This window comes from Amycolatopsis sp. cmx-11-12 (assembly GCF_046269425.1).
GTDB lineage: Bacteria > Actinomycetota > Actinomycetes > Mycobacteriales > Pseudonocardiaceae > Amycolatopsis.
Genome location: NZ_JADNQM010000009.1, coordinates 77,485 through 102,050, shown reverse-complemented (window position 1 = coordinate 102,050; position 24,566 = coordinate 77,485). Strand labels below are relative to the sequence as shown.

Annotated in this window: 27 protein-coding genes and 1 pseudogene; 17 read left to right on the top strand and 11 right to left on the bottom strand. The window is 68.4% G+C overall.

From position 1 onward, the window contains the following. Positions 1-51: 51 nt before the first annotated feature. The 3 genes from ACLARN_RS15005 (at position 52) to ACLARN_RS14995 (ending at position 2,669) form a co-directional block, all read left to right on the top strand. Positions 52-1,320, top strand: coding sequence for an MFS transporter (locus ACLARN_RS15005; protein WP_409491994.1), 1,269 nt, complete (start codon positions 52-54; stop codon positions 1,318-1,320). Beyond that, positions 1,274-1,624 carry a VOC family protein gene (locus ACLARN_RS15000; RefSeq protein ID WP_409491993.1) on the top strand — a complete coding sequence of 117 codons (351 nt, stop codon included), beginning with the start codon at positions 1,274-1,276 and terminating at the stop codon, positions 1,622-1,624. Before ACLARN_RS15005 ends, ACLARN_RS15000 begins: the two co-directional genes overlap by 47 nt. A 262-nt stretch (positions 1,625-1,886) precedes the next feature. Then, the gene (locus ACLARN_RS14995; RefSeq protein WP_409491992.1) at positions 1,887-2,669 is read left to right on the top strand and encodes a PE-PPE domain-containing protein; all 783 of its coding nucleotides are present in this window, start codon (positions 1,887-1,889) and stop codon (positions 2,667-2,669) included. 95 nt (positions 2,670-2,764) lie between these two features. Here the strand turns inward: ACLARN_RS14995 and ACLARN_RS14990 are convergent, their stop codons facing one another. After that, the gene (locus tag ACLARN_RS14990) at positions 2,765-3,901 is read right to left on the bottom strand and encodes a serine hydrolase domain-containing protein (protein WP_409491991.1); all 1,137 of its coding nucleotides are present in this window, start codon (positions 3,899-3,901) and stop codon (positions 2,765-2,767) included. Between the two features lie 186 nt (positions 3,902-4,087). On the opposite strand from ACLARN_RS14990, the gene ACLARN_RS14985 reads away from it, so the two are divergent. Next, positions 4,088-4,582, top strand: coding sequence for a hypothetical protein (locus tag ACLARN_RS14985; RefSeq protein WP_409491990.1), 495 nt, complete (start codon positions 4,088-4,090; stop codon positions 4,580-4,582). On the opposite strand, the gene ACLARN_RS14980 is transcribed toward ACLARN_RS14985, so the two are convergent. Further along, positions 4,579-4,938 carry a hypothetical protein gene (locus tag ACLARN_RS14980; protein WP_409491989.1) on the bottom strand — a complete coding sequence of 120 codons (360 nt, stop codon included), beginning with the start codon at positions 4,936-4,938 and terminating at the stop codon, positions 4,579-4,581. The genes ACLARN_RS14985 and ACLARN_RS14980 overlap by 4 nt on opposite strands. A gap of 71 nt (positions 4,939-5,009) precedes the next feature. Here ACLARN_RS14980 and ACLARN_RS14975 point away from each other — a divergent pair, with 71 nt between their 5' ends. From ACLARN_RS14975 to ACLARN_RS14960, 4 genes are read left to right on the top strand one after another with little or no spacing between them, the layout of a single operon-like run. After that, positions 5,010-5,405: a GntR family transcriptional regulator gene (locus ACLARN_RS14975; RefSeq protein ID WP_409491988.1), complete on the top strand. Its 396-nt coding sequence runs from the start codon at positions 5,010-5,012 to the stop codon at positions 5,403-5,405. Next, the gene (locus ACLARN_RS14970) at positions 5,360-6,427 is read left to right on the top strand and encodes a DUF1648 domain-containing protein (protein WP_409491987.1); all 1,068 of its coding nucleotides are present in this window, start codon (positions 5,360-5,362) and stop codon (positions 6,425-6,427) included. The genes ACLARN_RS14975 and ACLARN_RS14970 overlap by 46 nt, the downstream gene beginning before the upstream one ends. Before the next feature lie 27 nt (positions 6,428-6,454). Next, complete coding sequence (locus tag ACLARN_RS14965) at positions 6,455-6,634, top strand: hypothetical protein (RefSeq protein WP_409491986.1); 180 nt, start codon at positions 6,455-6,457, stop codon at positions 6,632-6,634. A gap of 31 nt (positions 6,635-6,665) precedes the next feature. Next, a complete protein-coding gene (locus ACLARN_RS14960; RefSeq protein WP_409492160.1) occupies positions 6,666-7,016 on the top strand; it encodes a DUF5997 family protein in 351 nt (116 codons plus the stop codon). On the opposite strand, the gene ACLARN_RS14955 is transcribed toward ACLARN_RS14960, so the two are convergent. Next, positions 7,013-7,747, bottom strand: a complete 735-nt coding sequence (locus ACLARN_RS14955) for a LysR family substrate-binding domain-containing protein (RefSeq protein ID WP_409491985.1) — start codon at positions 7,745-7,747, stop codon at positions 7,013-7,015. The two genes, ACLARN_RS14960 and ACLARN_RS14955, sit on opposite strands and share 4 nt — an antisense overlap. Before the next feature lie 303 nt (positions 7,748-8,050). Here ACLARN_RS14955 and ACLARN_RS14950 point away from each other — a divergent pair, with 303 nt between their 5' ends. Further along, positions 8,051-8,596, top strand: coding sequence for an MmpS family transport accessory protein (locus ACLARN_RS14950; RefSeq protein WP_409491984.1), 546 nt, complete (start codon positions 8,051-8,053; stop codon positions 8,594-8,596). 75 nt (positions 8,597-8,671) lie between these two features. On the opposite strand, the gene ACLARN_RS14945 is transcribed toward ACLARN_RS14950, so the two are convergent. Genes ACLARN_RS14945 through ACLARN_RS14925 form a run of 5 tightly spaced genes read right to left on the bottom strand, consistent with a single transcriptional unit; the run spans position 8,672 to position 15,937 of the window. Beyond that, complete coding sequence (locus tag ACLARN_RS14945; protein ID WP_409491983.1) at positions 8,672-11,395, bottom strand: AbfB domain-containing protein; 2,724 nt, start codon at positions 11,393-11,395, stop codon at positions 8,672-8,674. Positions 11,396-11,404: 9 nt separating this feature from the next. Continuing rightward, on the bottom strand, positions 11,405-12,397 hold the full coding sequence (locus tag ACLARN_RS14940) for an ABC transporter permease (RefSeq protein WP_409491982.1): 993 nt from the start codon (positions 12,395-12,397) through the stop codon (positions 11,405-11,407). Beyond that, positions 12,394-13,350 carry an ABC transporter permease gene (locus tag ACLARN_RS14935; RefSeq protein WP_409491981.1) on the bottom strand — a complete coding sequence of 319 codons (957 nt, stop codon included), beginning with the start codon at positions 13,348-13,350 and terminating at the stop codon, positions 12,394-12,396. Before ACLARN_RS14935 ends, ACLARN_RS14940 begins: the two co-directional genes overlap by 4 nt. Before the next feature lie 38 nt (positions 13,351-13,388). Further along, positions 13,389-14,864: a sugar ABC transporter ATP-binding protein gene (locus ACLARN_RS14930; RefSeq protein WP_409491980.1), complete on the bottom strand. Its 1,476-nt coding sequence runs from the start codon at positions 14,862-14,864 to the stop codon at positions 13,389-13,391. A gap of 2 nt (positions 14,865-14,866) precedes the next feature. Continuing rightward, entirely contained in the window at positions 14,867-15,937 is a 1,071-nt protein-coding gene (locus ACLARN_RS14925) for an ABC transporter substrate-binding protein (RefSeq protein WP_409491979.1), read from the bottom strand. Positions 15,938-16,097: 160 nt separating this feature from the next. Between ACLARN_RS14925 and ACLARN_RS14920 the strand changes: the two genes are divergently transcribed. The 5 genes from ACLARN_RS14920 to ACLARN_RS14900 all read left to right on the top strand — a co-directional run bounded on the left by ACLARN_RS14920 (position 16,098) and on the right by ACLARN_RS14900 (position 20,822). After that, complete coding sequence (locus tag ACLARN_RS14920) at positions 16,098-17,096, top strand: LacI family DNA-binding transcriptional regulator (RefSeq protein WP_409491978.1); 999 nt, start codon at positions 16,098-16,100, stop codon at positions 17,094-17,096. Positions 17,097-17,221: 125 nt separating this feature from the next. After that, positions 17,222-18,325 (top strand): sensor histidine kinase, encoded by a 1,104-nt coding sequence (locus tag ACLARN_RS14915; RefSeq protein WP_409491977.1) that lies wholly within the window; start codon positions 17,222-17,224, stop codon positions 18,323-18,325. Further along, a complete protein-coding gene (locus ACLARN_RS14910) occupies positions 18,322-18,969 on the top strand; it encodes a response regulator (protein ID WP_409491976.1) in 648 nt (215 codons plus the stop codon). The genes ACLARN_RS14915 and ACLARN_RS14910 overlap by 4 nt, the downstream gene beginning before the upstream one ends. A 96-nt stretch (positions 18,970-19,065) precedes the next feature. Next, on the top strand, positions 19,066-19,464 hold the full coding sequence (locus ACLARN_RS14905) for a hypothetical protein (RefSeq protein WP_409491975.1): 399 nt from the start codon (positions 19,066-19,068) through the stop codon (positions 19,462-19,464). Between the two features lie 2 nt (positions 19,465-19,466). Beyond that, a complete protein-coding gene (locus ACLARN_RS14900) occupies positions 19,467-20,822 on the top strand; it encodes a DJ-1/PfpI family protein (RefSeq protein ID WP_409491974.1) in 1,356 nt (451 codons plus the stop codon). Here ACLARN_RS14900 and ACLARN_RS14895 read toward each other — a convergent pair. From ACLARN_RS14895 to ACLARN_RS14885, 3 genes and pseudogenes are all read right to left on the bottom strand, one after another. Continuing rightward, a complete protein-coding gene (locus ACLARN_RS14895) occupies positions 20,774-21,133 on the bottom strand; it encodes an antibiotic biosynthesis monooxygenase (RefSeq protein ID WP_409491973.1) in 360 nt (119 codons plus the stop codon). The two genes, ACLARN_RS14900 and ACLARN_RS14895, sit on opposite strands and share 49 nt — an antisense overlap. 37 nt (positions 21,134-21,170) lie before the next feature. After that, entirely contained in the window at positions 21,171-21,326 is a 156-nt protein-coding gene (locus ACLARN_RS14890; RefSeq protein WP_409491972.1) for a LuxR C-terminal-related transcriptional regulator, read from the bottom strand. Between the two features lie 157 nt (positions 21,327-21,483). Next, a pseudogene (locus ACLARN_RS14885) lies at positions 21,484-21,618 on the bottom strand (hypothetical protein); the annotation flags it as partial. A gap of 230 nt (positions 21,619-21,848) precedes the next feature. Between ACLARN_RS14885 and ACLARN_RS14880 the strand changes: the two are divergent. Genes ACLARN_RS14880 through ACLARN_RS14870 form a run of 3 tightly spaced genes read left to right on the top strand, consistent with a single transcriptional unit; the run spans position 21,849 to position 24,550 of the window. Continuing rightward, a complete protein-coding gene (locus tag ACLARN_RS14880) occupies positions 21,849-22,409 on the top strand; it encodes an ATP-binding cassette domain-containing protein (protein ID WP_409491971.1) in 561 nt (186 codons plus the stop codon). Continuing rightward, entirely contained in the window at positions 22,382-23,149 is a 768-nt protein-coding gene (locus ACLARN_RS14875) for a DUF1206 domain-containing protein (RefSeq protein ID WP_409491970.1), read from the top strand. The genes ACLARN_RS14880 and ACLARN_RS14875 overlap by 28 nt, the downstream gene beginning before the upstream one ends. 51 nt (positions 23,150-23,200) lie before the next feature. Further along, positions 23,201-24,550, top strand: coding sequence for a DUF2252 domain-containing protein (locus ACLARN_RS14870; protein WP_409491969.1), 1,350 nt, complete (start codon positions 23,201-23,203; stop codon positions 24,548-24,550). The last annotated feature ends 16 nt before the right edge of the window (positions 24,551-24,566 follow it).

The window sequence follows — 24,566 nt, the reverse complement described above, 5'->3', positions numbered from 1 at the left end:
CCAACGACCCGTTGTTCGACTTCGGGGTCCCGGCTTGCTTTGATCTCGCGGGTGGGTGGGAGATCGCTGGGGCGACGGTTCGGCTGGCTTTGGGCGGCGTACGCGGCCAGTGCTTTCGGCACCCGCTTCGCGTTCGACGCGTTCAGCCTCATCGCCATCGTGACGCTGGGGGCGGGCACGACCGAGGTCTCGCTGCTCGCGGCCGCCGGACTCGTCGTTGGCGCGGTGGTCGCGCTGCCGCTCGGCCCTTGGGTCGAGTTCCGCCGCAAGCGGCCGGTGATGATCGCGATGGACCTGGTCCGCTGCGGGGCACTGCTGACCGTCCCGGTGGCGTACGCGCTGGGGCTGCTCGGTTTCGGCCAGCTTCTCGCCGTGTCGGTGATCGTCGCGGCGGCCGACATCACGTTCCTTGCCGCCAGCGGTGCGTTCCTGAAATCGCTGGTGCCCCAGGAGGATCTGCTCGTCGCGAACGCCCGGTTCGAGTCCACCACCTGGACCGCGACGGTGCTCGGCCCGCCGCTCGGCGGTTTCGCCGTCGGCCTGTTCGGGCCGGTGATCACGGTCGCCGCCGACGCGTTCAGCTACCTGCTGTCGGCGGCCGGGATCCGTGCCGTCGGCGGCTCGGAACCGGCACCCGCGAAACCGGAAGGCCCCCGGCTGAGCGGCCGCGACCTGCGGGAAGGCTGGCGGTTCATCCTCACCCATCCGACGTTGCGGCCCCTGTTCGTCAACACGATCGTGGTCAACGGCCTGATCATGGCGACCGCTCCGCTGGTCGCCGTCCTGATGCTCGGACAGCTCGGCTTCACGCCGTTGGAGTACGCGGTCGCTTTCGCCGTGCCCTGTCTCGGTGGACTGATCGGGGCGAGGCTTTCCCGGAGGGTGGTGCCCCGGTTCGGCCGGGACAGGGTCCTCTTCGTCTCCGGCTGGCTGCGTGTCTGCTGGCCCGTCGGGCTGGTCTTCATCCATCCCGGTGTTTCGGGGCTGATCCTGGTCATCGTCGTCGAATTCGCGCTGATCACCTGTATCGGCGTGTTCAACCCGGTGCTCGCCACCAGCAGGCTCGAACAGGTGCCCACCGACCGCGCGGCGCGCACGCTGTCGGCCTGGTCGATCGCGGGCAAGCTCTCCACGGCGACCCTGACCGCGCTGTGGGGCCTGCTCGCCGCGTTCACCGGTCCGCGTGCCGCGGTCGGCGTCGCCGGTGTCCTCATGCTCGCGACGCCGCTCCTGCTCCCCCGGAAGTGTCGGACCCCTGTGCCAGTATCGGCGCATGACGATCAAGAGAGTGGTCCCCGACCTCGAGACCCAGTCACTTGAGCAGGCGAAAGCCTTCTACGTCCAGGTGCTCGGCTTCGAGGTCGTGATGGACCAGGGCTGGATCGTGACGCTGGCGGACCCGGATCGGCCGGAGGTGCAGCTGAGCCTGATGACCCATGACGAGACCGCGCCCGTCGTGCCGGTCGCGTCGATCGAGGTCGACGACGTCGACGCGCGGTACGCCGCGGCCAAGGCCTCCGGTGCGGAGATCGTGCACGAACTGACCGACGAGGAGTGGGGCGTCCGGCGGTTCTTCGTCCGCGATCCCGGCGGCCACGTGGTCAACGTGCTGTCGCACCGCTAGTGGTTGCCATCGGATGTCCTTCGGGGGTATCCGGCGGATCCAGGTTTCCGCTGGGCGTGCGGCCGCGAGATCCTCGTACCGGTGTTGTACTCGGGCCGTGCGTCCAGCGGAAACCTGGGCCGTCGAGACCCCCGAAGGACTTCCGATGGTGACCACTAGGGCCGTTCGGCGCAGTTCGTTGGCCCTGACGGCGGGTTTCATCAAAATTTCATGACGCATCCCTAACGTTCCGACACGCACCGTAGTCGAACGGAAGGGATTGATGAATGTGAAGAAACTCAGGGGGATCCTGGCGGCGGCCGCGCTGGCCACCGGGCTGATCGGCGCCATCGCGCCGTCGGCCCAGGCCGAGCAGGCCGACCAGGCGCGTTACTACATCCTCATCGGCGGCACCTGCGACGGGGCCGCGACCGTGTACAACGACGCCTGGTTGCGGGGCGGGATCCGGAAGGTGGTCCATTACCCGGCAGGGGCCGCCGGCGCACCCAACTGCGACCAGACGCCGATGGACCAGAGCGTCGCTCGCGGGCACGAAGAAGCCCGCCGCGTCGTCCAGAGCTCCTTCGACGAGAACCCCGGCGCGGAGTTCACCGTCGTCGGCTACTCGCAGGGCGCGCTGGTCGCGAACCTGGTGCTGAACGACATCGCCGACGGCAGGCTCGCCGTGGACAAGTCGCGGTTCAGGGCGAAGATCTTCGCCGACCCGATGCAGCCCGTCGGTCCGCCGGGACGCGGGATCAGCGCGGTACTCCCTCCTGGCACCGGTGCACCGTCGCCGTTCGGCGGCTATGTGTCGTTCGGGCCCGGCCGCACCGATTTCGGCGGTATCCCCTTCATCCGCTACTGCATCGAGACCGACGGTGTCTGCCACTTCGACACCTTCGAAGCCCCTGGCGGGTATTTCGCCCAGCACCTTTGCTACCAGTGGGCCCGTCCCACCGATCACCGCTCCATCATGGAGGACACGATCGCGGACGGTGTGTACACCAACGGTTCGCACGCGCTGCCGCGGCAGAACTGCCGTCCGCCGCATCCCGCGCCGTGACCCGGTGAAGACTGCTGCCGCCCGGCGCCCGATCGCCGCGTGACAGCGGATCGAGCGATGGCCCGTCCACAGTGTCGTGGGCGGGCCATCGTCGGTCACTTGCAGAACGCGGTGTCCACCGTGGCCATCACGGCCTTGGAGCCGCGTACGGCATCACCGAAGGTCCCCGGCACCGCGGTGACCGCGAGCCCGACGGTGCGGCCGTCTTCCGTTGCTCCGCCGCGGGTCTCGAACCCCGGGATGTCCCCGCCGTGTCCCCAGTACACCCCGCCGCAGCTCAGCGGGTTGCTCATCAGGCCGAGACCGTATTTCGTCCCGGAGGACAAGGGCACGTCGACCGTCTTCCGCATCTCGGCCAAGTGCGCGGCGGGCACCAGCTTTCCTTCGAGCAGGACACGGAAGAACTTGCCGAGGTCGCTGGGTGTCGAGATCAGCTGACCGGCGGCCCCGGCCCAGGAGGGATCCATCTCGGTCACGTCGATCACCTTGCCGGTGGTGACGCTGGCGGTCGCGTAAGCCCGCGGGTGCCGCCCCTGGATGGTCTGGTCGCCGACCCGCGGCCAGTAGGTGTTCTTGAGGCCAGCCTTCTTGATCACGCGTTCGGTGATCTGTTCGTGGATCGGGCGTCCGGTCACCTTCTCGATGACCATGCCCGCCAACAGGTAATTGGTGTTGCTGTACTCCCATTTGGTGCCGGGTGCGAACTTCGCCGGGTGGCTCAACGCCGCCGCGAGCAGTTCGTGGTTCGGGAAGTACCGGTGCTGCGCCTTCTCCAAGTCCTGCAGCCCGATGTGTTCGGTGTAGTTCGGCAGCCCGCTGGTGTGCTGCAGCAGGTGCCGGATGGTGATCTTGGTGGCGTCGGTGTCCTCCCCTCGCACGATTCCGGGGAGGTACTTCTCGATCGGCGCGTCCAGTTCCACCTTGCCCTCGGCCACCAGCTGCAGGACCACGACCGCGGTGAACGTCTTGGTGTTACTCCCCGCCCGCACCGCGCCGTCACGCGGGACGGGGACCTGGCGATCGAGCCGCGAGGACCCCGCGACCAGCGACGTCGTACGCCCCCTGCCGGTCACGGAAACCAGCGCGGCTGGGAACTTCTCCTGACGCACCAACGAGTCGAGGCTGTTTCGCAGCTCCGTTCCCTTGGCAGGCGCCGCGTCCGCCGCGGTGGTCCACGCGGCACCCAACAGCCCCGCCACCGTCAGGACCACGACGCCTTTGCGTACCGTCATTCGCACTCCTTCTCTTCAACTGGATCAACATCGGCAACCCCCGAATCATCGGTAGCGCTCCCGCTACCCCTATTCGTAGGGAATTTATTTCCGACCAGAATTCGTCCCACCATTGTCCGCGCGGGATGAGGCTGGTTAAGGTCAGTTCGGTAAGTGGACTAGACCACCCGAGGCCGGGAGGCGACGATGCCCCTCGACGAACAGCAGACCTGGGCAATGCTGCGAGAACTGGACGAACCCGGCCACTGGGAGGTGCCGCACGATTTCGACGGACCAGCGGCACGCGCGCGCTTCGAGCGGCTGGCCGAGCGGCTCGATCGGCGATTCGACTGCTCCTGCGAGGTCGACCGGCACGTCCAGGACGCCAGCCATCTCGGCAGGATCGAGATCCCGGCGAGCGCGACGGCCGCGCCGGACCATCTGACGGTCACGATCAGCAATTTCGGCGGCCTCGCCGTGGTGACACTGGGAAATCCCGGAAGTTACGACGAGGACGAGGAACAGGAGTTCTTCCCGGTCAAGGACCGAAGACGGGTCGAAGACGAGCTGGAAGCACTCGGCTACCTGCCCGTCTCCGAACATCCACTGTGGACCAAGTACACCGGGATCAGCGGATTCGACGGCCTCTATCCGCCCGACCGGCCGCCGTCGTGGTGGGACCGGTTCTTCGACTACCTCTAGACGACGCTGGGCGCGAGCGCGTCGGCGAGTTCCGCCGCGTTCCGCACGCTGATCAGCACCTCGTCGAAGGGCAGCCCGGCGGCGCGGTCGACCCCGACCCGCAGCGCCGGCACTCCCCTGCGGACCGACACCAGCTGCCGGACTCCCGTCCCCAGCCCCCAGAAACCCACCTTCAGCACGCCACTGATCAGCACCCCGGCGCGTCCACCGCGGGCCCGACTCACCGGCTCTTCCACATATTCGACGTCCTTGATCGCGGCCACCGGAACGACGACTTCGCGACGCCAGACCGCCAGTCGCTCCCAGTCCGAGAACCTCACGCGCACCTCGCCACCGGCGATGTCGATCTTCGCCATCCTGACCACCTGTCTTCGATAGCTAGCTGATGTAGTTGTTATAGCAAGTGTATAGCAGATATCCTTGCCGGGTGTTGCTGACTCTCGACCTCGACAGCGAGGTGCCGATCTACCAGCAGATCCGCGACCGGGTCGTCGAAGCCGTCGCCGACGGCGTGCTGACCGAGGGCAGCGCCCTGCCCTCCACCCGGCAACTCGGCGCCGACCTCGGGATCAACTTCCATACCGTCAACAAGGCCTACGACCTGCTGCGGACCCAGGGATTCATCCGGATCAACCGCAAGACCGGCGCCGTCGTCCGGCGCGACGCGGCGTCCGGACCGGCGGAGGACGGTTACGCGGACGAGTGGCAGGAACGGCTGCGTACCTTGCTCGCCGAGGCCGTCGCGCTCGGTTTGGGCCCGCGCGAGGTGTCAGGCCGGTGCGAGACCGTGCTGGACTCCTTCGCCGTGAACGCGCGGCGATGACCGGCCCGGTTTGGCTGCGCCTCGCCCTGATCGGGTGCACCGCGGCCGTCTTCCTGTCGGCGCCCGCACTGGCGCGGCCGACGCTCCCGTTCGGCGTCCGGATCCCGGCCGGGCGCACCGGCGAACCCGTCATCGCCCTCGTGCGCCGTCGCTACCACCAGGGAATCGTGGCGGCCGCCCTGATCGCCTGCGCGGCTGTTCTCTTCGACTGGTTTGGGCCCGACGTCGTCCTGATCGCCCTCATCGTGGCCTACTCGCTGCTGGGGACCCTGGCGCACCGCTCGATCGTCACCGCGAAACGGGACGGCGGCTGGTACGCCGGGACGCGGCAAGCGGTCGCCACCGACACTTCGCTTCGCTCGGACCCGGTTCGTCCACAGTGGAGCCTCCTGGTGCCGTCGGTGCTGCTGGCCGTCGTCACGGCGGTCATCGGCCTGTTCGAGGACACCGCGGCCTTCTCGACGGTCCTCGCGCAAGTTCTGGTCGTCGTGCTGGTCTCGCTCCTGACCGTCGCGATCGCCAGGGCCCGCCCGGAGATCGACGCCGCGCAACCGGCGGCGTCGGCGTCGCGGTACCGGGAGTACCTGCACGGCGTGCTCAGCCTGCTGCTGATCTCCGCCGGCTGCGTCAACGCGACACTGCTCGTCGTCTCGCTGCAACTGTGGAAGGTCTTCGAGACGACGGTGCCGGTCACGATCGTGGCCTACCTCCCCCTCGCCGCCGCCTTCATCGCGTGGATCGTCTTCTCCGTCCGGGCGGGCGACGCCGGTCACCGGCTGTCCCCCACCGGCGATGAAGCGGAGACCCGGTACGAACAGCGCGACGACGACCGCTACTGGCACGCGGCCGGGATGGTCTACCTGAACCGGAACGACCCGGCGCTGCTGGTACACCGGCGGGTCGGGACGTACTGGACGCTCAACCTCGGGCATCCGGTCGCCTGGCTGATCCTCACCGCGGTCGCCGTCGTCGGAGTGCTCGCCGGATTCGGTGTCGTGACCCTCCCGGAGAAAGGCGCCTGACGGTATCCTGGTCGTGGGTGAAGAACCATGACCGTGGTGCCGGACTTCGTCGGGCAGCAGGCGCTCGACGCCTGGTTGGCCGGGCATGAGGCGGGCTTGTCGCTGCAAGGCCCCGACCCCGGCGCCCGCTCCCGAACCTTCTCGAAGACACCGGGGAAGCCGATCACCGGGCGTGATCGGCGGCGTCCGGGGCGCTCGTTACCCTGAGGGAATGACGTCGCAGAAAACCCCTCAAACCATGAAGCCCGCGACAGCGGCGAAGAAGCTGGGTGTGTACCTCGAGGCCACCCCGGCGGAGTTCCAGGAGGGTGTCGTCTCCCGCGACGAACTGAACGCGTTGCAGGCCGAGCCGCCCGAGTGGTTGCGGGACCTTCGCCGCAACGGTCCGCACCCGCGGCCGGTCATCGCGGCGAAGCTGGGCATCTCCATCAGCGGCCTGTCGCGGGGCGGCATCACCGACGCCCTCACCACGGAGCAGATCGACGCGGTCAAGACGGACAACCCCGACTGGCTCCAGCGGGAGCGCGAAACCCAGGCCGAGGTCCGCAAGGAGGAGGCGCGGGCGAAGGCCGCTCGCAGCGAGAGCTAGCTCCTGCGGCGGGGCTTCCCGCGTTTGGGGGCGCCGCGCTGCCCGGCCGTCTTCCCGGACGGCGGCTTCCGGCCGCCGGTCTGGGGGCGCTTGCTCTTCGCCGGTTTCTCCTGGGGCTGCTGACGGCCACGGGTGCTGTTGACGGTCCGGCCGCGGACGATCCCGATGAACTGCTCCATCAGGTCGGTGGTCTCGTCCTCCAGCCAGGACAGCGCGACACCGGATTCCGGAGTGCCGGAGATCGGGCGGTAGGTCAGATCGCGCCGGTGATGCAGCCGCGCGAGGGACTGCGGGACGACGAGGAGCCCGACGCCGGCAGCGACCAGTTCGACGGCGTCCGCCGTGGTGGCCGGGCGCTCCAGCGCGGGTTTCCCGGGCGGCCGCTCCCAGTCCAGTGTGTCGTCGAGCGGGTGCAGCACGACGTCGTCGGCGATGTCGTCGACGGAGACCTCGTCCGCAGCGGCGACCAGGTGATCCTTGGGCACGATGACCACGGTCGTCTCGGTGTAGAGCGGGATCGCGTGCAGTCCCTCGCGGTCGATCGGGAGCCTCAGCAGGACGGCGTCCACCTCGCGCTCCCGGACCAGCGCGGCGGCTTCGGCGGCGGTCGTCTGGACGAGGCCGAGCGGGACGCCGGGCGACCGCTCGTTCCAGATCCGGACCCACTTCGAGGGCGTCACGCCGGGGACGTACGCGAGCTTGAAGGAGAGAGGTACGTCCGGGCCGGTCATGGAGGCAAGGTTACCGGGAGTATCCGGCGGGGCTCTTGGGGACCGAAGGAATGGCTCGCAAGTAGTGGTCTACTCGCGAGGTGGGCCTTTCGGCCCTAGGCAGTGAGCGCCGATCAGGGACTTTCAGCCTGTTTTCGATGCTCAAGGTAACCGTGGTCACGATGCGCGCGATTCGGTCGTAGAGGGCGTCCACGGGAGGCGCTGAGCACGAAAAGAGCCACGCCGATGAGCTTTCCGCCCACAATGCCGCCTGCTACGGAGCCGTCGAAACGAAAGAAGTGGCCCTGGATCGCCGGAGTCGCCATGGCCGTCGTCCTGATCGCGGTGATCGCCAACTGGGGTGACCCGAAGAGCTCTGGACGCGCTGCGACTGCCGGCGTGACGCTGACCAGCGCGCCTGCCGTGACCACCACGGATCCTGCGGTCGCGGCGTCGGTGAGCTCCGCGGCGGAGGCCGCGAGGGAATCCGTGTCGCGTTCGTTCGCCGAGTCCGCCAGCCGCTCGTCGGAATCCGAACGGAAGTCCTCAGAAGCCGTGGTCACCCAGCGGAAGGCCGACGAGGAAGCCGCACTCAAGGCACGGAAGATCACCTACAGCGTCACTACCACCGGCGTGGGCATCTCGTCAGTCACCTATATGAAGCCCGGCTTCAATATTTCCCAGGAGACGAACGTCCGGGGAAAGAAGTGGTCGAAGACCGTCGATGCCGAAGGTGACACCTTGGGCATCAACATGAATGCGCAGAACGCCGGCGGCGGCACCATCTCATGCCGGATCAGCCGCGGTGAGGGCACCGTCATATCCGAGAACAGCAGCTCCGGGGCATATGCGGTGGTGAGCTGCGGCTGACCGGTGTGTCGCGAAAGCCACTTTCAGGACATCGGATGTCCTGAAAGTGGCTTTCGCGACACACCCTGACGGCACCTACGGAGCCCAGGCCGCCGAGACCGCCCAAGTGACGTCCTGGTCGTACGAGACCGGGTTGTCGAACGGGTGGCCACCGCCGCTGGTGGCGACGAAGACCTCCTCGGCGTAGTGCCGCATGTTCGTGCCCAGTTCGTTCACCGACGCCAGCCGCACCCCGCCGGAGCCGGGCTGGGCGCAGAACGTCGCGTCCTTCCGGAACAGGTCGGTGTTGTCGTTCCCGCCGAGCCGCACCCGGAAGTCCGCGTGCCGCAGGAACTGGCCCGGATGGTTCCGCGCCTCCAGCGAGTAGCACGACGGGTCCGCGAGACCCCGCCGGACGACGAACGTCGCGTCCGCCTTCAGCAGTGCCGCGCTGGAGCCGTTGACGACGTCCGTCCGCGCGAGGCCGTCACGGTGCCGCAGGAAGCGATCGGTGAAGCCCGGCGTGGTCACCTTGAACGACCGCGCCTGATCCAGCGGCAGGTCGGCGCCACTGCGCCACAGCGGGACCGAAACCGCCCACGTCGTGTCCGCCGCGAAGCTCGACGGCGTGTCCCAGGGGTTCGTGCCGCCGCTGCGCGCGAGATAGACGGTCTCGGCGTAATGGCGGAGGTACGCGCCACGCTGGTTGAACGACTCCAGCGCGGTACCGCCGGCGCCTTCCCTCGCGCAGAAGGTCGCGTCCGCGGCGAAGAGGGCCGAACCGTCGTTCGCGTCCTTGCGGATCCGCGACGACGCGTGCCGCAGGAAGTGCCCGGGGTAGTTCCGCGACTCGAACGACAGGCACGACGCGTCGGCAAGGCCCTGCCGGACCCAGAACGTCGCGTCCTTCTTGGCGACGTCCGCGCTGCCCTCGCCAAGGACGTCGGTCCTGGCGAAGTCGTCCTGGTGCCGCAGGTAGCGATCTGTGTACCCGGCCGTGGTGACCCGCAGCGAAACCGCCTCGCCCCGGCCGACCTCGGTGCCCTTGGCGATGGCGAGCACCTTCTGGTTGATCTCGCGCACCCGCGCCTCGGTCATCTTCAGCACCCGGCGGTCGTAGGTGTAGAAGCCGTTGACCTCGTTCTCCACGTCGTACGGCTCGGTGTAGACCGACGCGGAAAGCCCGCGCCCGTGCACGAACCGCCCGACCTGCTTGGTGATCTCCACGTACCGGTTCGTCAGCGACGTCTCGTCCGGGTACAGCGCGCCGTACGCGAAACCCTTGCCCGGCTCCCATTCGTGGCCGACGACGCGTCTGCCGAGACCGCCGTACTCCCCCAGCACCGCGACCCGCCGCGCGTCCGGCGGCCTCGTCCCGGTCGAGACCTGGTACGCGTGGTCGTCGATCACGTCACCGTTGCCGGGATCCGGATCGGATACGCAGCAGTTGGAACCCGAGTTGTGGTTGATCAGCCGCGTGTTGTCGATCGAGCGGACGAGGTCGACGATGCGCCCGGCGTCGTACTCTCCCCAGCCCTCGTTGAACGGGACCCACTGCACGATCGACGTGATGCCCTTGTGCTGGTCGATCATCCGCCGCAGTTCGGACTCGTAGTTCGTGTGTCCATTGGGGACTTCGTCGATCGAGTCGAGTGACGGCATGTCCTGCCAGACCATCAGCCCGAGCCGGTCGGCGTGGTAGAACCAGCGCGCGGGCTCGACCTTGATGTGCTTGCGGACCATGTTGAAGCCCAAGGCTTTCTGGCGTTCGAGGTCGAACCGCAGGGCTTCGTCGGTGGGCGCGGTGTAGATGCCGTCGGGCCAGTATCCCTGGTCCAAAGTGCCCAGCTGGAAGACGAACTTCCCGTTGAGCAGCGGCCGCATCACGCCGCCGACCATCGCCTTGCCCAGCGACCGCATGCCGAAGTACCCGGTGACGACGTCGCCGCCGGGCAGCCGGACGCGCAGGTCGTAGAGGAACGGATCGTCCGGCGACCACAAGCGCGCGTTCGGCACCGGGATCCGCAGGTGGGACCCGACGGCGCCGGTCGCGGTGCCGACCACCTGCCCGCCCGAGAGCACCTCGGCGGTCGTCTGCTGCCCTGCCGTGCCCTGGACGACGAGATCGAGCGCGCCGCCGGGGACGTCGGGAGTGGTGTCGAGCCGGGTGATGTGCTCCGCCCGGACCGGTTCGAGCCACACGGTCTGCCAGATCCCGGACGCCGCCGTGTAGAAGATCCCGCTGGGCGTCTTGCGCTGCTTCCCGACCGGATAGCGGCTGCCGTCGACTGGCGACGCGACGCCCACGACGATCTCGTTCTCCCCCGCCTTCAGCGCCGGGGTGATGTCGAACGAGAAGGCGTCGAAACCGCCGGTGTGGCTCCCGATCGACGTCCCGTTGACCCAGACCCTGGTTTCCCAGGTGACGGCGCCGAAGTTGAGCTTCACCCTTCGACTGTCCCAAGTGGACGGAACGGTGAAGGTGCGGCGGTAGAACATGTTGTCCTCATGCCGTTTGATCCCCGAAAGCATCGACTCGATCGGGTAAGGCACGAGAACGTTCTCGCTCAGCGGTCTGCCGATCGGCGGCGAGTTCAGGTTCGGCGCGCCGGTGAAGCCCCAGGTGCCGTTGAGGTTCAGCCATTCCGAGCGCACCAGTTGCGGGCGCGGGTACTCGGGCAGCGCGTTCGACGGCGAGACCTGGTCCGTCCACGGTGTCGGGAGCGGGACGGGCGCAGCTAGGGCGACCGGGACCAGCGTCGCCGCGGCGGTCAGCAGACCGGCCACGATGCTCAGGGCGCGTGCGGTTCTTCGGTGCATGCGAGCTCCCTATCTCCGGGTGGTCGTGCGGGCCAGCGACCGCTGCAGAACAACGACCACCAGCAGGAACGCACCGCTGACCACCGACTGGTAGTTGCTGTCGAGAGTTCCTATCTGGTTGATGACGTTCTGGATGACCGTTCGGATGCCAACGCCGATGACAGTTCCGAGAATCGTGCCCATCCCGCCGGTCAGCAGGGTGCCCCCGATGACGACGACGGAGATGGCGTCCAGTTCGAGGCCGACCCCGATCACCGTGACGCCGGATTGCAGGTAGGCCGCGGTGAGCGCGCCCGCGAGCCCGGAAAGGACACCGCTCATCACGTAGACGGTGACCTTCGTGCGCGCGACCGGCAGTCCCATCAGTTTCGCGGACTGCTCCGAGCCGCCGGTGGCGAACACCGACTGCCCGAACCGGGTCCGTCGCAGCATGAGCCCGCCGATCAGGCACAGGGCAGCGGCGATGAACACCGGATAGCCGAAGCCGAACATCGTGCCGCGGCCGAGTTCGACGAACGCCTCGCCCTCCGGGATCTTGTACGTCGTCGCGCCTTCGGAAGTGATCGCGAGCAACAGGCCACGCGCGAACAGCAACGTCGCCAGCGTGACGATGAACGGCGCCATCCCGGTTTTCGCGACGAGCAGCCCGTTGATCAGGCCGATCAGCCCGCACACCGCCAGTGGCAGCAGCAACGCGACGAGGAACCCCCACTGCGATCCATAGGCCGCGAGGACCCCGCCGAGCGCGTAGACCGAACCCACCGACAGGTCGATGCCGCCGGTGATGATCACGAAGGTCATCCCGAGCGCGATGATCGCGAGGAACGAACTCTGCAAGGCGATGTCGCGCAGGTTGTCCAGGCTGCCGAAGCGCGGGAACAACAACCATGCCACCGCGACCATGAGCACCAGCGCGATCGCCGCGCCCTGTTTCTGGAGCACTCCGGTCATCAGCTCACGCCGGGTGGAGTCCTGACCGGCCAGTGTGGGCGCCGCGGTCATCGGCTGCTCCGTTCCCGTGCGACGTACACCGCGCCGACGATGATCGCGGCCTGGATCATCTGCGCGGTCGAATCCGGCAGGTTGTGCTTGATGAGCGTGGCGCGGACGAGCTGCATGAGCAGGACGCCCATCACCGTGCCGAGGATGCGGACGCGTCCGCCGGTCAGCGGGGTGCCGCCGACGACGACCGCGGTTATCGCCGAGAGTTCCATCAGCAACCCGGCGTCCGCGGGGTCACCGGCTCCGAGACGCGCGGTGGAGAGCACCCCGGCAAGCGCGGCGAGGAGCCCGCAGATCGCGTAGACGCCGATGAGGACACGGTTCACCGGCAGTCCGGCCAGCACGCTCGCCCGCCGGTTGCCGCCGATCGCAACCAGCCGCCTGCCGAACGCCGTCTTCCCGACCAGCGCCGCCACCAGCACGGCCAGCACACCCGCGATGAGCACGCTCACCGGGATCCCGAGCAGCTCGCCGGTGCCCAGCGCGAGGAACCCCGGATCGTGCAGCTGGATGAGCTGGCCGTCGGCGAGCACGAGCGCGAGACCGCGCCCGCCGACCAGTAAGGCCAAGGTGGCGACGATCGGTTGAATGCCGACTTTGGCCACTAGCACACCGTTGAGCGCACCGGCGGCGAGACCCGCCGCGAGGGCGATGGCGACCGCGGGCAGTGTCCCGGCCCCGAGGTACAGCGGGACCAGCGCGGCCGACAGGGCCATCACCGCGCCCACCGAGAGATCGACGCCTTCGGTGCCGATCACCAGTGCCATCCCGAGCGCCACCACCAGTACCGGCGCCGCCTGGATGAGCTGGGTGCGGAAGTTGCCCACGGTCAGGAAGTTCGCCGTGAACGCGACGTTGAACAGCACCAGCGCGACGACGGCGACGTACACGCCGTACTCCTGCAACCAGCGCGCCACCCGGGTCCGGTCCACCGTTTTCCCCGTGTCCGTCATGGTGTTTCCCGGATCCTCTGTTCTCCGCTGGGTGCTGGTCATTCCGTTTCCCCGCCCGAAGCGATCGCGGCCAGCACGTGGTCCTGGGTCAGCTGCTCCCCCGCCAGTTCCCCGACCACCGCGCCGTCCTTGAGCACGATCAGACGGTCGGCGCCGTCGAGGAGTTCCTCCATCTCCGAGGAGATCAGCAGGACGGCCAGCCCGTCGCGGGCGAGTTCGTCGATCAGCGCCTGGACCTCCGCCTTCGCGCCGACGTCGATCCCTCGCGTCGGCTCGTCGAGTAGCAGCACCTTGGGTTCGGTGCACAGCCAGCGGGCGAGCAGCACTTTCTGCTGGTTGCCACCGGAGAGCTCGGAGACCTTCTGATCGGGACTGGACACCTTGATGCGCAGGCGTTTCACGAACGTGTCGACGATCCGGTCCTGCCGGGTCCGGCTGACCAGGCCGAAGCGGGACAGCTTCGGCAACGCGGCGAGCACGATGTTCTCCCGCACCGACAGATGCGGGATGATCCCCTCGGTCTTGCGGTCTTCGGCGAGCATGCTGACGCCCGCTCGCATCGCGGCCGCCACATTCCCTTGCGGGACCGGCTTTCCGCCGACGAGCACGGTGCCGCCCGACAGCGGCAGATCGCCGACGATCGCCCGCGCGGTCTCGGTCCGGCCGGAGCCGAGCAACCCGGCGAGCCCCACGATCTCGCCGGGTTTGATCGACACCGAGACGCCTCCCAGCCGGTTGCCGCTGGTGAGGTTCTCCGCGCGCAGCACCGGTTCCCGGCCCGCCTCGTGGTCGCCCTCGAACGCGGTCGCGCCGTGACTGCGGATGTCGCCGACACTGCGGCCGAGCATCATCGACACGAGTTCCAGCCGTGGCAGGTCGGCCAGCGGTCCGGTGTGGACACGCTTACCGTCCCGCAAAACCGTTACCCGGTCACAGATCCGGTACAGCTCGTCCATCCGGTGGCTGACGTACACGATCGCGATCCCGCGTTCGTGCAGCCTGCCGATGACCTCGAACAGCGTCTCGACCTCACGCGGTTCCAAAGAGGACGTCGGCTCGTCCATGATCACGACGTCCGCGTCGACCGACACCGCCCGCGCCAGCGCGACCATCTGCTGGGCGCCGACGCCGAGTGTCCCGAGTGGACGACGGACGTCGGTGTCGATGCGATAGTCCGCCAGCAGTGCCGCCGCGTCGGAGTTCATCCGCGCCCAGTCGACGAGCCCGAACCGCTTCCTCGGCTCGCGGCCGAGGTACACGTTGCTCGCCACGCTCATCAGCGGGATGAGGTTGACCTCCTGGTAGATCGTGGAGATCGCGCCCCGCGCGTGGACCGTGCCGGAGTCCGGCCGGTGCACGCCGGTGAGCACCTTGATCAGCGTCGACTTGCCGGCGCCGTTCTCACCGACCAGCGCGTGCACCTCACCCGGCCGGAGCGCGAACGACACGTCGTCGAGCGCGCGCACCCCGGCAAACGTCTTCGTCACACCTTCGACCTCGAGAACCGGTTCCATCTTCAGTACGCGTTCCCGAGCTTCTGCGCGGCGTTCGCCGAGTCGTACTGGTCGTCGGAGATCACCACGGTCGGCGGGATCTCCTTGCCCGCGGCGAAATCCTGCAACGTGGAGAAGGCGAGCGGCCCGAATCGCGGGTTGGACTCGATGACCGCGTTGTAGCTGCCGTCGGCGATCAGCTGGACGGCGTTGCGGGTGCCGTCGATCGAGACGATCTTGACGTCCTTGCCCGGTGTCTTGCCAGCGGCCTTGAGCGCGGTGACCGCGCCGATGCCCATCTCGTCGTTCTCGGCGTAGACGGCGGTGATCTCAGGATTGCTCTGGATCAGCTGCTCCATCACCGCCTGTCCCTTGGAACGGTCGAACTCACCGGTCTGCTCGGCGACGATCGAGACACCCGGCGTCGAGGCGATCTCGTCCTTGAAACCCTTGGTGCGGTCGGTGGTCACGTTGTTGCCCGACGCGCCGAGCAGGATCGCGACCTTGCCGGTGCCACCGGTCGCCTTCACCATCTCCTGCGCCGCGCGCTGGCCCTGCTCGACGAAGTTGGAGCCGATGAAGGTCAGGTAGTCGGAGCACGGCTGTGAGGTCACCTTGCGGTCGATCGTGATGACCGGGACCTTCTTGGCCTTCGCGGCGTCGAGCGCGGGCTGCAAGCCGTCGGAGTTCAGCGGCGCGACGATGAGCAGCTGCGCGCCCCGGTCCAGCAGCGACTTGATGTCGCTGACCTGCTTGTTGAGATCGCTCTGGGCGTTGGTGACCAGGAGTTTCTCCGCCGGGACACCGAGTTTCGCCGCTTCGTCCTTGATGGACTGTGTCTCGGCGATCCGGAACGGATTCGCCTCCTTCTCCGACTGGGAGAAGCCGATGACCGCGTTCTTCACGTCCACCTGCGGGTAGCCGGTCTTCTCGCGGGCGCATCCCGGCCCGGTCGCGGCCTGGCTCGGCGCCGCCGAAGCGGCCGGTCCCGCCCCCGACGGGGCGGATTGCTGGGTCTCGCGGCTGGTGCAGGCCGTCAGCGCGAGCGCGAGGCCGGTCACCAGGAGCAGGGTGCGGCGGATGGGCAGGGACATCGATCGCTCCTCGGGGAAGTCGAGCACGCGGGTCTGCGGTGACCCGTGTCACTCAAAGGGACGATGCCAGATTTACATCGTTGGTACAACGTTGTAAATCCGCCGTTCGCGCGGTTAGGCTGTGCCGGATCTGTGCCGGATCTTTCAGAGGGGAGCGAGGGTGGCCACGCTCAAGGACGTCGCCAAGCTTGCGGGCGTCTCGGTCAAGACCGTGTCGAACGTGGTCAACGGCTACGACTTCGTGAAGCCGGAGAACCGCAAGCGGGTCGAGGAGGCACTGGCGTCGACCGGATACCGGCCCAATCTCGGTGCCCGCAACCTCCGCCGCGGCCGCACCGGGTTCCTCGGGTTGATGCTGCCCGAACTGAGCATCCCGTACTTCGGCGAACTCGCGGGCCTGGTGCTGCAAGCGGCGCAGGAGCACGAGTGGAACGTCCTGATCGAACAGACCCTCGGCACCAGGGAGCGGGAGCGCAACGCGTTGTCCGCGCTGGGCCCGCATCTGATCGACGGGGCGATCATCAGCCCGGAAGCGTTGCATACGGACGATTTCGGCGATCTGGCGCCGGGTGTGCCGCTGGTGATGCTCGGCGAGCACGTCGTCGACGTCCCGATAGACCACGTCGGCATCGACAACGTCCATGCCGCCAGGATCGCGGTGCGGCACCTGATCTCCCTCGGCCGCCGCCGGATCGCGGCGATCGGCGCGCATCCGCAGCGCCACACCGCGGCGCAACGGCTGGAGGGCTATCACTTCGCGCTCGAAGAGGCCGGTGTCGCGCCCACACCGGAACTGGTCCTGCCCGCGCTGCGCTACCACCGCGCCAACGGGGCCGAGGCGATGGCGCATCTGCTCGCGCTGCCGGAACCGCCCGACGCCGTCTTCTGCTTCAACGACCTGCTCGCCATCGGTGCGCTGCGCGCCGCCGCCGAGCGGGGCGTCCAGGTGCCGTCCGACATGGCGATCGTCGGCTTCGACAACAACGAAGAGAGCGCGTACAGCTTGCCCTCACTGACGACGATCGCCCCGGACAAGGCGGCGATCGCGCGAGCGGCGGTCGATCTGCTGCGGCGGCGCATCGCGGGCGGGAGCGACCTCGCCCCCGAAGACGTCCAGACGCCCTTCTCGCTGGAGGTCCGGAACAGCACGATCGCCTGACTCCGCAATTCGGCACCTACTTGCGGGGTCGCACGCTTGGCGGGCACCGCAAGTAGTCCTCTAGTTGCGGTTCCTGCGTGCGCAACTACCGCAATTAGGTGCCGAATTGCGGTTATTGTGTGTCCGTGAACCGGGCCCTGGCCGTGCTGACCCTCGTCGCGTACGTGACGTTGCCGCTCGGCTCGGCCAAGTACGAGACGCTCGTGCTGCCGACGCTCGTCGCCGGGCTGGTGTACGCGGCGATCGCGATCATCGGTTTCCCCTGGGTTCAGAAGCGCGGACGTGCCCTCGCGATCGCGTATGTCTGCGTTCAGTTACCACTCGGCTTCACCCTGTTCTCGCTCTCGGGTGCCGCTGTCGGGGCGATCCTGCTTCTCGTGGTCCTCATCTGCCACACCGTGTTACTGCTTCCGCTGCCCGTGGCGTTCGGCGTCGCGGTGCTGATCCCGTTGATCCACTTGCCGATGTCGCCGTTGGACGGCCTCCGCGAAGGGCTCGGGACGTTGGCGGTCATGGTGTTCGCCGCCGTCGTGACCGAGTTGGTCGTCCGGGAGAACCGGGCGCGGGAGGAACTGGCCGAGGCGCACGAACGGCTCCGCGACTACGCCGTCCAGGCCGAACAACTCGCGACGACCCAGGAGCGCAACCGGCTCGCGCGCGACATCCACGACGGCCTCGGTCATCATCTGACGGTCGTGCAGATGATGCTTCAGGCCGCCCGCGCGGTGATCGGCACCGGAGACACGGAGCGGGCCGACGGGATGCTCGCCAAGGCGCAGGACCAGTCACGGGAGGCGCTGGCGGAGGTCCGCCGGTCGGTGTCGGCATTGCGGGAGTCGCGCTCCGAGCCGCTCGCGGACGCGTTGCGGGCGCTGGTGGACGAGGCGTCCGCGGCGGGCGTGCCGACCGGGTTCGAGGTCAAGGGGACGGCGAGGGACACCCGCGCCGAGGTGGAAGAGTCGCTTTTCCGGGCGGCCCAGGAAGGACTGACCAACGTGCGCAAGCACGCGCGAGCCAAGGCGGCGACCGTGGTGCTCGACTACGCCGTCACCGATCGGGTCCGGCTCGAAGTCCGCGACGACGGTCTCGGTCTCACCACGGATTCCCCGCCGGACAAGGGTTTCGGGCTCGTCGGGTTGCGAGAGCGGGTGGCAGGGCTCGGCGGGCAGGTCTCCGTCGACTCCGACGCGGGGAACGGCCTGACGCTCTCCGTGGAGGTGCCGGGATGAGCGTTCGCGTCCTGATCGTCGACGACCAGGCGTTGTTCCGCGAAGCACTGGCGACCTTGCTGGAAGTCCAGCCGGAGATCGAGGTCGTCGGCGAGGCGGGCGACGGCGAACAGGCCGTGCGGCTCTGTGCCGAACTGCGTCCCGACGTCGCGCTGATGGATCTGCGGATGCCGGTGCTGGACGGGATCGCGGCCACCACCCGGTTGCGGGCCGAGCAACCCGGCGTGCGCGTGCTGGCGCTGACCACGTTCGACGACGACGCGGACGTGTTCGCCGCGCTGAGGGCGGGCGCCGTCGGCTACCTGCTCAAGGACGTCTCCTCGACGCGGCTGGTGGAGGCGCTGGTCGCGGCCAAGCGAGGTGAGTCGGTCCTGCAACCGTCGGTGGCGGCGAAACTCGTCGCCAGAGTCGCCCGACTGCCTGCCGAGACGCCGCCTGCCCAGCCGTTGACGACACCGCTTTCCGACCGCGAACTGGAGGTGGTCCGGCTCTTGGCGGACGGCCACAGCAACCGGGAGATCGCCAAAACGCTGTTCCTCGCCGAGGGCACGGTGAAGAACCTCGTGACGAGCGTGCTGGCCAAACTCCAGGTTCGGGACCGGACCCAGGCGGCCCTGCGCGCGAGGGAACTCGGTCTCTTCTGACGGGTCACATGACCCCGCCCGTGACTTCCGGCACCTGCCGATATGCCTTGCCGCGCCCGAATATTGCTCCCGTCGAACCGATCGAGGGAGCCGGGAATGAAGCACACGACAGAACCGAAGACCCGTAACCGGGCCGTCCTGCACTTCGTCCGTCACGCGGTGGAAATGCTCCTCGCGATGGTGGCCGGGATGCTCGTCCTCGAACCGGTCTGGTCGTTCCTGTGGCCGGACCTGGCGAAGAACGTGACCGCGAGCGCGCTGGTGATGGCGACGAACATGTCGCTCGGCATGGCGTTGTGGATGCGGATCCGGCGCCACGGCTGGGCTTCGATCGCGGAGATGTCGGCCGCGATGTACCTGCCCTACGTTCTCTGCCTGCCGTTCTTCTGGACCGGCCTGGTCTCCGGGTCGACGGTGATGACGGCCGGGCACGTGCTGATGGTGCCCGCGATGCTCGCCGCCATGCTCCGCCGCCGCGCCGAGTACGGAGCCTGATCATGCGCACCTTCCTCCGCGTCACGCTGACCGTGCTGGCGTTCACCGTCGCCGCGCTGGCCCTGCCGCTCACCCTCGGCGGGATCACGCTCAGCGCCAGCTTCGAAAATCGGTACACACCGAGAACCGACGGGATCTCGCCACAACCGGTGCGCCGGGCACACGATCCGGCCAAGCCGACCGCGGTGGTCGTCGTGGGGAACGAGGGTGCCGTCGTCTCCGACACCTTGGCCCCGTTCGAAGTCCTCGCGGCAAGCGGCGCGTTCAACATCTACACCGTCGCGCCCGAGGCCAGGCCGGTCACCCTGACCGGCGGACTCGACCTGGTCCCCGACTTCAGTTTCGCGGACCTCGACAGGCTGCTCACGTCCGCGGCCCCGGATGTCGTGGTGGTGCCCGCGTTGCCGGATCTCGGCGAACCGACCACGCGACCGGTGACCGACTGGCTCCGGCTGCAGTCGTCGAAGGGCACGCTGCTCATGAGCGTCTGCAGTGGCTCGGGCGTCCTCGCCTCGGCCGGGCTTCTCGACGGTCGGCGCGCCACCGCACACTGGACCCGCATCGACGGCTTCGACGACGAATTCCCCGCCGTGGACTGGATCCGCGGCACGCGCTACGTCGACGACGGCGACATCGTGACCACGGCCGGGATCCTGTCCGGGATCGACGGGGCGCTCCGGATCACCGAGCGGTTCGCCGGCACCGAAACCGCTCGGAAGGCGGCCGAGGACGTCGGGTGGGCGCACTACTCCCCCGGTGCCAGCACGCCGATGCCGCAGAACACCTTCGAGGCCGCGGACACCGTCGTCGGGTTCAACACCGCCTTCCGATGGGACAAACCGATGCTGGGGGTCCTGCTGACCACCGGGATCCGCGAACTGGAACTCGCCGCCGTGTTCGACACCTACGGCCAGTCGCTGGCGGTCGAGACGACAGCCGTCGGCGTGGACGACACGCCGATCCAGTCCCGGCACGGGCTGACTTTCGCTCCGAGGGGCACTCCCGCCAAGAACGACGTCGACCGGCTGATCGTGCCCGGCGCCGAAGCGGCCGCGAAGCACGCCGCCGACGGATACTCACCCGTGTACCTGCACACCGGACCGGGTTTCCCGTTCGACGCCGTGCTCCAAGACCTGGTGCGCACCACGGACACCGCCACTACACAGTGGACGGCCAGGACCCTCGAATACCCGACCGGGCACCTGGCGCTCAGCGGCACCGCGTGGCCGTGGACGGTCACACTCCGGCCGTTCGGGCTCGCCGTCCTCGGACTGCTCGTGGCCTTCGGGATCCGCTCCCGGTGGCGCGATCAGTCGCCTGCTCGCGGGCCGGGACGGGTCTCGCGGACGACGCGATAGCGCGGATTCGCACTCACCCGTGACTCCACCTTGCCGGGCAGTCCGTCGAGCGCCGCCTGGATGGCGTCGAGACGGCCCGCGGTGTCCGACGTCTCCTCGAAATGCCGGTAGTCCGCCTCGCTCGCCCAGCTCACGAGGTTGAAGACCCGTGTCCCGTCGATGCTCGCGTGGAACCGTGCCGAGACATAGCCCGGGTAGAACCGGACCCAACGGTCCTGGATCTCGGCGAAGGCGTCCACCAGTGCCGCCTGGGTCTCGGGCCCGTCCACCGCGTACTCGATGATCGAGTAGAAGCCCTTGTCCTCGTTCATGTTCACTCCTCAACCCGGATGTTCAGGAGTTCAGGATTCAACCTCGACCAAGGTGGAGATCAAGGCGCGGTGAGCGGCACCACACGGGATCAAGAGCGGCCGGCCTCGTGGGCGGTTCGGCGATTTCCGCGTTGCTCAGCCCTTCGGCGACGGCGTGCGCGACTTCGCGTTCCCGCTCGGTCAGCAGGTCCATCCGGATCCGTGCGGAACCGGGATCCGGGCCCTGCCGCCATGGCGATCACGGTCCGGGTGACGTCCGGCGACAGCACCGGCTCTCCCGCCGCCGCGCGCCGGACCGCGTCGACGATCTGTTCCGGTGGAGTGTGCTTGAGCAGGAAACCCGCCGCGCCCGCCCGCAGCGCGGCGAGCACGGTCTCGTCGGCGTCGAACGTCGTCAGCATGACGACGGCGGGCGCGGGTTCCCTCGTGCGCCTGCCGAGGGCAGCGGTGGCGGCGACGCCGTCGAGCACCGCGATCGCGAACATCGTGACGTCCACGGCCCAGTCGCGGAGCGTGCGTGTGCTGGACGACTCCCCCGGCTCATCGGCACGAGCGAGCTCGGCGGGCAGCATCCAGCGGTCCACCGTCACGGCCATCCTCGCAGTGTAGATAAGGACAGAGCGGCCAAGTGGTCACGATCTTCGCGGCCACTTGGCCATGGGGTCTGCCCCGCGGACCGAGGCGCCGCACCCCCGGCCCCGGCCATCGTGAGCCCATGCTGACCACGACGGCGCCCGCCCTGCGGCTGGACGGGCTGACTAAGACGTACTCCGGGAAGACCGCCGCCGACCAGGTGTGTCTCACCGTGCCGACCGGCTCGCTGACCGGGCTGGTCGGCCCGAACGGCGCGGGCAAGACCACCTCGCTCGCGATGACGGTCGGGCTGCTGCGGCCGGATTCCGGGACCGCCGTGGTCCACGGCGTCGACGTCTGGGCGGAACCGGCCAAAGCCAAGGCGATGCTCGGGGTCCTGCCCGACGGCCTCGCCCTGCCGGAGCGCCTGACCGGCGCCGAACTGCTGACTGACCTTCGCCGGCGACTCGCTCCCAGCGTGGTTCGGAGCGGCGACGCTCGCGGTGGCGCTCCTCAACGCCGCGGCGGGGGCCTGGCTCGGCGGTGTCATCGCGACCCGCAGGCTGGCGACGCGGCTGCCCGAGACGTTCGCCAAGCTCCGGCGAACCTGACAGATCGGACACATTGCTCCGGCCGGCCCTGGCGAACGGGCGTCCGCTCGACAAGGATCGCCCGATGCGCGACAGCAAGACGTTCGACCTGATCGCCCGAGGCGGGCTCGTCTGTTATGCGGTCGTGCACCTGCTCGTCGCGTGGCTCGCGACGCAGGTCGCCCTCGGGGACAAGGCCAAGGCGGACAAGGCGGGCGCCTTGCAGGTGGTGGTCGCGGAAGGCGGTGCGTGGCTGCTGTGGCTGATCGCGGCCGGTCTCGCCGTACTGGCGTTGTGGCAGCTCAGCGAAGCGCTCACCGGGCACCGGCATGTGAAGGCGCGGCGGCGGACGGTCCGCAGGATCGTCAGCGGGATCGAGGTCGTGCTGTACGGCCTCGTCTCCTACAGCGCGGTGAAGACCGCCATCGCGGGCGCCGACGACGGACAAGGTTCGATGGTCGCCGACATCCTCGCGCAGTCCTACGGTCAGGTTCTGGTGACCGTCGCCGGGATCGCCGTCGTCGCGGTGGCGGTGTTCCTCGCCCAGCGCGGGTTCCGGAAGACGTTCGTGCGGGAACTCGACTTCGGCAGCGCCTCCGGAACGACCCGCACCACGACGATCCGGTTGGGCCAGGTCGGCTGGATCGCGCTCTCCGCCGCGTACGGCACCATCGGCGTCCTGACGGTCATCGCCGCGGTCACCTTCGACCCCGCCAAGGCGAGCGGACTCGACGTCGCGCTGAAAACGCTGGTCGCGCAGCCCTACGGCGGTCCGATGCTGCTCGCGCTCGCGGCCGGTATCGCCGCTTTCGGTGCCTTCGCGCTGTTGGACGCGCGATTCCGTAAGATCTGATCTGCCCGGCACGCCGACCTGTGGCACGGTGAGGGCCGTCTGGAGGTCGTGATGACAGGTGTGGTCGAACGGATCCGCGAGCAGGGTGAGGACGGTCGGCAGGCGCGGATCGTCGAGGTGCTGGTGGAGGCCTTCGAAGACCTCATGCGCGCGGACGCCGACGCGTTCCGCCGCAAGTTCCGCAAGATGGCCGCCGCGCCGTTCGCCTTCTACCGTGGTTCGGCGTGCCTGTTCTACGCGGACATGGCCCACGAGGCCGACCCGTGGGCCAACGACGAGACCAGCCGGGTGTGGATCCAGGGTGACCTGCACGCCGAGAACTTCGGCAGTTACATGGATTCGTCCGGGACGCTGGTGTTCGACGTCAACGACTTCGACGAGGCCTACCTCGGCTGCTTCACCTGGGATCTCAAGCGGCTGGCGGCCAGTGTCGCACTGCTGGCGTGGAGCAAGGCGATCTCGGACGACGACATCGAGACGCTGATCAGCACCTATCTGCGTGCCTACGTGAAGCAGGTCCGCGAGTATGCCGAGCGGCCCGGCGACGAACTCGTCCGGCTCCAGCTGGACAGCACCGAAGGCATCCTGCACAACGTACTGCTCCGGGCCCGGCTGAAAACCCGGATCGACCTGCTCGACGAAGTGACCACAGTGGAGGATTACGACCGCAGGTTCCGGCACGGGCCGGGAGTCCGGGTGCTGGAGAAGGCGGAGCGCGCGACCGCGATCGCCGCCTTCGAGTCCTATTTGGACACCATCCCGGAGAACAAGCGGTTCGGCAGCATCACCTACCGGGTCAAGGACATCGTCGGCCGGACCGGATTCGGCATCGGCTCGGCCGGGCTGCCCGCGTACAACATCCTCGTCGAAGGACGCACCCAGGCGTTGGAAAACGACGTCGTCCTGTCGATGAAACAAGGGAATGTCGCGGCGCCGAGCCGGATCGTGTCCGACCAGAGCATCCGCGACTACTTCACCAACGAGGGCCACCGCACCGCCGTTTCGCAGCGCGCCTTACAGGCGCACGCGGACCCTTGGCTCGGGTACACGGAGATCGACGGGACCGGTTTCGTCGTCTCGGAGTTGTCGCCCTACGTCGACGACCTGGACTGGTCGGATCTGACCGAGCCGTCGGAGATGCGGCCGGTGCTCGACTATCTCGGCCGGGCCACCGCGAAGATGCACTGTGTGTCCGATTCGGACTCCGAACAGACGCTGGTCGGCTTCCAGAGCGAAGCGGCCATCGCCGGGGTGATCGGTGACCGCGAGGACGAGTTCGTCCGCACGCTGACCGAGTTCGGGATGGCCTACGCCGAGCAGTCACGGGAGGACCACCGGTTGTTCGTGGACGCCTTCCGCGGCGGGAAGATCCCCGCCGTCCGGCCGGCCGCGGAGAGCTGACCGGACGACGGGGAAC

Excerpts from the sequence above, each read along its gene's own strand:
- ACLARN_RS14880 (WP_409491971.1), top strand. The coding sequence starts at position 21,849 with ATGCTGACCACGACGGCGCCCGCCCTGCGGCTGGACGGGCTGACTAAG.
- ACLARN_RS14875 (WP_409491970.1), top strand. The coding sequence starts at position 22,382 with ATGCGCGACAGCAAGACGTTCGACCTGATCGCCCGAGGCGGGCTCGTC.
- ACLARN_RS14935 (WP_409491981.1), bottom strand. The coding sequence starts at position 13,350 with ATGACGGACACGGGGAAAACGGTGGACCGGACCCGGGTGGCGCGCTGG.
- ACLARN_RS14965 (WP_409491986.1), top strand. The coding sequence starts at position 6,455 with ATGACCGTGGTGCCGGACTTCGTCGGGCAGCAGGCGCTCGACGCCTGG.
- ACLARN_RS14940 (WP_409491982.1), bottom strand. The coding sequence starts at position 12,397 with ATGACCGCGGCGCCCACACTGGCCGGTCAGGACTCCACCCGGCGTGAG.
- ACLARN_RS14950 (WP_409491984.1), top strand. The coding sequence starts at position 8,051 with ATGGCCGTCGTCCTGATCGCGGTGATCGCCAACTGGGGTGACCCGAAG.
- ACLARN_RS14925 (WP_409491979.1), bottom strand. The coding sequence starts at position 15,937 with ATGTCCCTGCCCATCCGCCGCACCCTGCTCCTGGTGACCGGCCTCGCG.
- ACLARN_RS14955 (WP_409491985.1), bottom strand. The coding sequence starts at position 7,747 with ATGACCGGCCCGGACGTACCTCTCTCCTTCAAGCTCGCGTACGTCCCC.
- ACLARN_RS14870 (WP_409491969.1), top strand. The coding sequence starts at position 23,201 with ATGACAGGTGTGGTCGAACGGATCCGCGAGCAGGGTGAGGACGGTCGG.
- ACLARN_RS14930 (WP_409491980.1), bottom strand. The coding sequence starts at position 14,864 with ATGGAACCGGTTCTCGAGGTCGAAGGTGTGACGAAGACGTTTGCCGGG.
- ACLARN_RS14960 (WP_409492160.1), top strand. The coding sequence starts at position 6,666 with ATGAAGCCCGCGACAGCGGCGAAGAAGCTGGGTGTGTACCTCGAGGCC.
- ACLARN_RS14985 (WP_409491990.1), top strand. The coding sequence starts at position 4,088 with ATGCCCCTCGACGAACAGCAGACCTGGGCAATGCTGCGAGAACTGGAC.
- ACLARN_RS14910 (WP_409491976.1), top strand. The coding sequence starts at position 18,322 with ATGAGCGTTCGCGTCCTGATCGTCGACGACCAGGCGTTGTTCCGCGAA.
- ACLARN_RS14990 (WP_409491991.1), bottom strand. The coding sequence starts at position 3,901 with ATGACGGTACGCAAAGGCGTCGTGGTCCTGACGGTGGCGGGGCTGTTG.
- ACLARN_RS14895 (WP_409491973.1), bottom strand. The coding sequence starts at position 21,133 with ATGAACGAGGACAAGGGCTTCTACTCGATCATCGAGTACGCGGTGGAC.
- ACLARN_RS15000 (WP_409491993.1), top strand. The coding sequence starts at position 1,274 with ATGACGATCAAGAGAGTGGTCCCCGACCTCGAGACCCAGTCACTTGAG.
- ACLARN_RS14980 (WP_409491989.1), bottom strand. The coding sequence starts at position 4,938 with ATGGCGAAGATCGACATCGCCGGTGGCGAGGTGCGCGTGAGGTTCTCG.
- ACLARN_RS14995 (WP_409491992.1), top strand. The coding sequence starts at position 1,887 with ATGAATGTGAAGAAACTCAGGGGGATCCTGGCGGCGGCCGCGCTGGCC.
- ACLARN_RS14905 (WP_409491975.1), top strand. The coding sequence starts at position 19,066 with ATGAAGCACACGACAGAACCGAAGACCCGTAACCGGGCCGTCCTGCAC.
- ACLARN_RS14890 (WP_409491972.1), bottom strand. The coding sequence starts at position 21,326 with ATGGACCTGCTGACCGAGCGGGAACGCGAAGTCGCGCACGCCGTCGCC.
- ACLARN_RS14900 (WP_409491974.1), top strand. The coding sequence starts at position 19,467 with ATGCGCACCTTCCTCCGCGTCACGCTGACCGTGCTGGCGTTCACCGTC.
- ACLARN_RS14945 (WP_409491983.1), bottom strand. The coding sequence starts at position 11,395 with ATGCACCGAAGAACCGCACGCGCCCTGAGCATCGTGGCCGGTCTGCTG.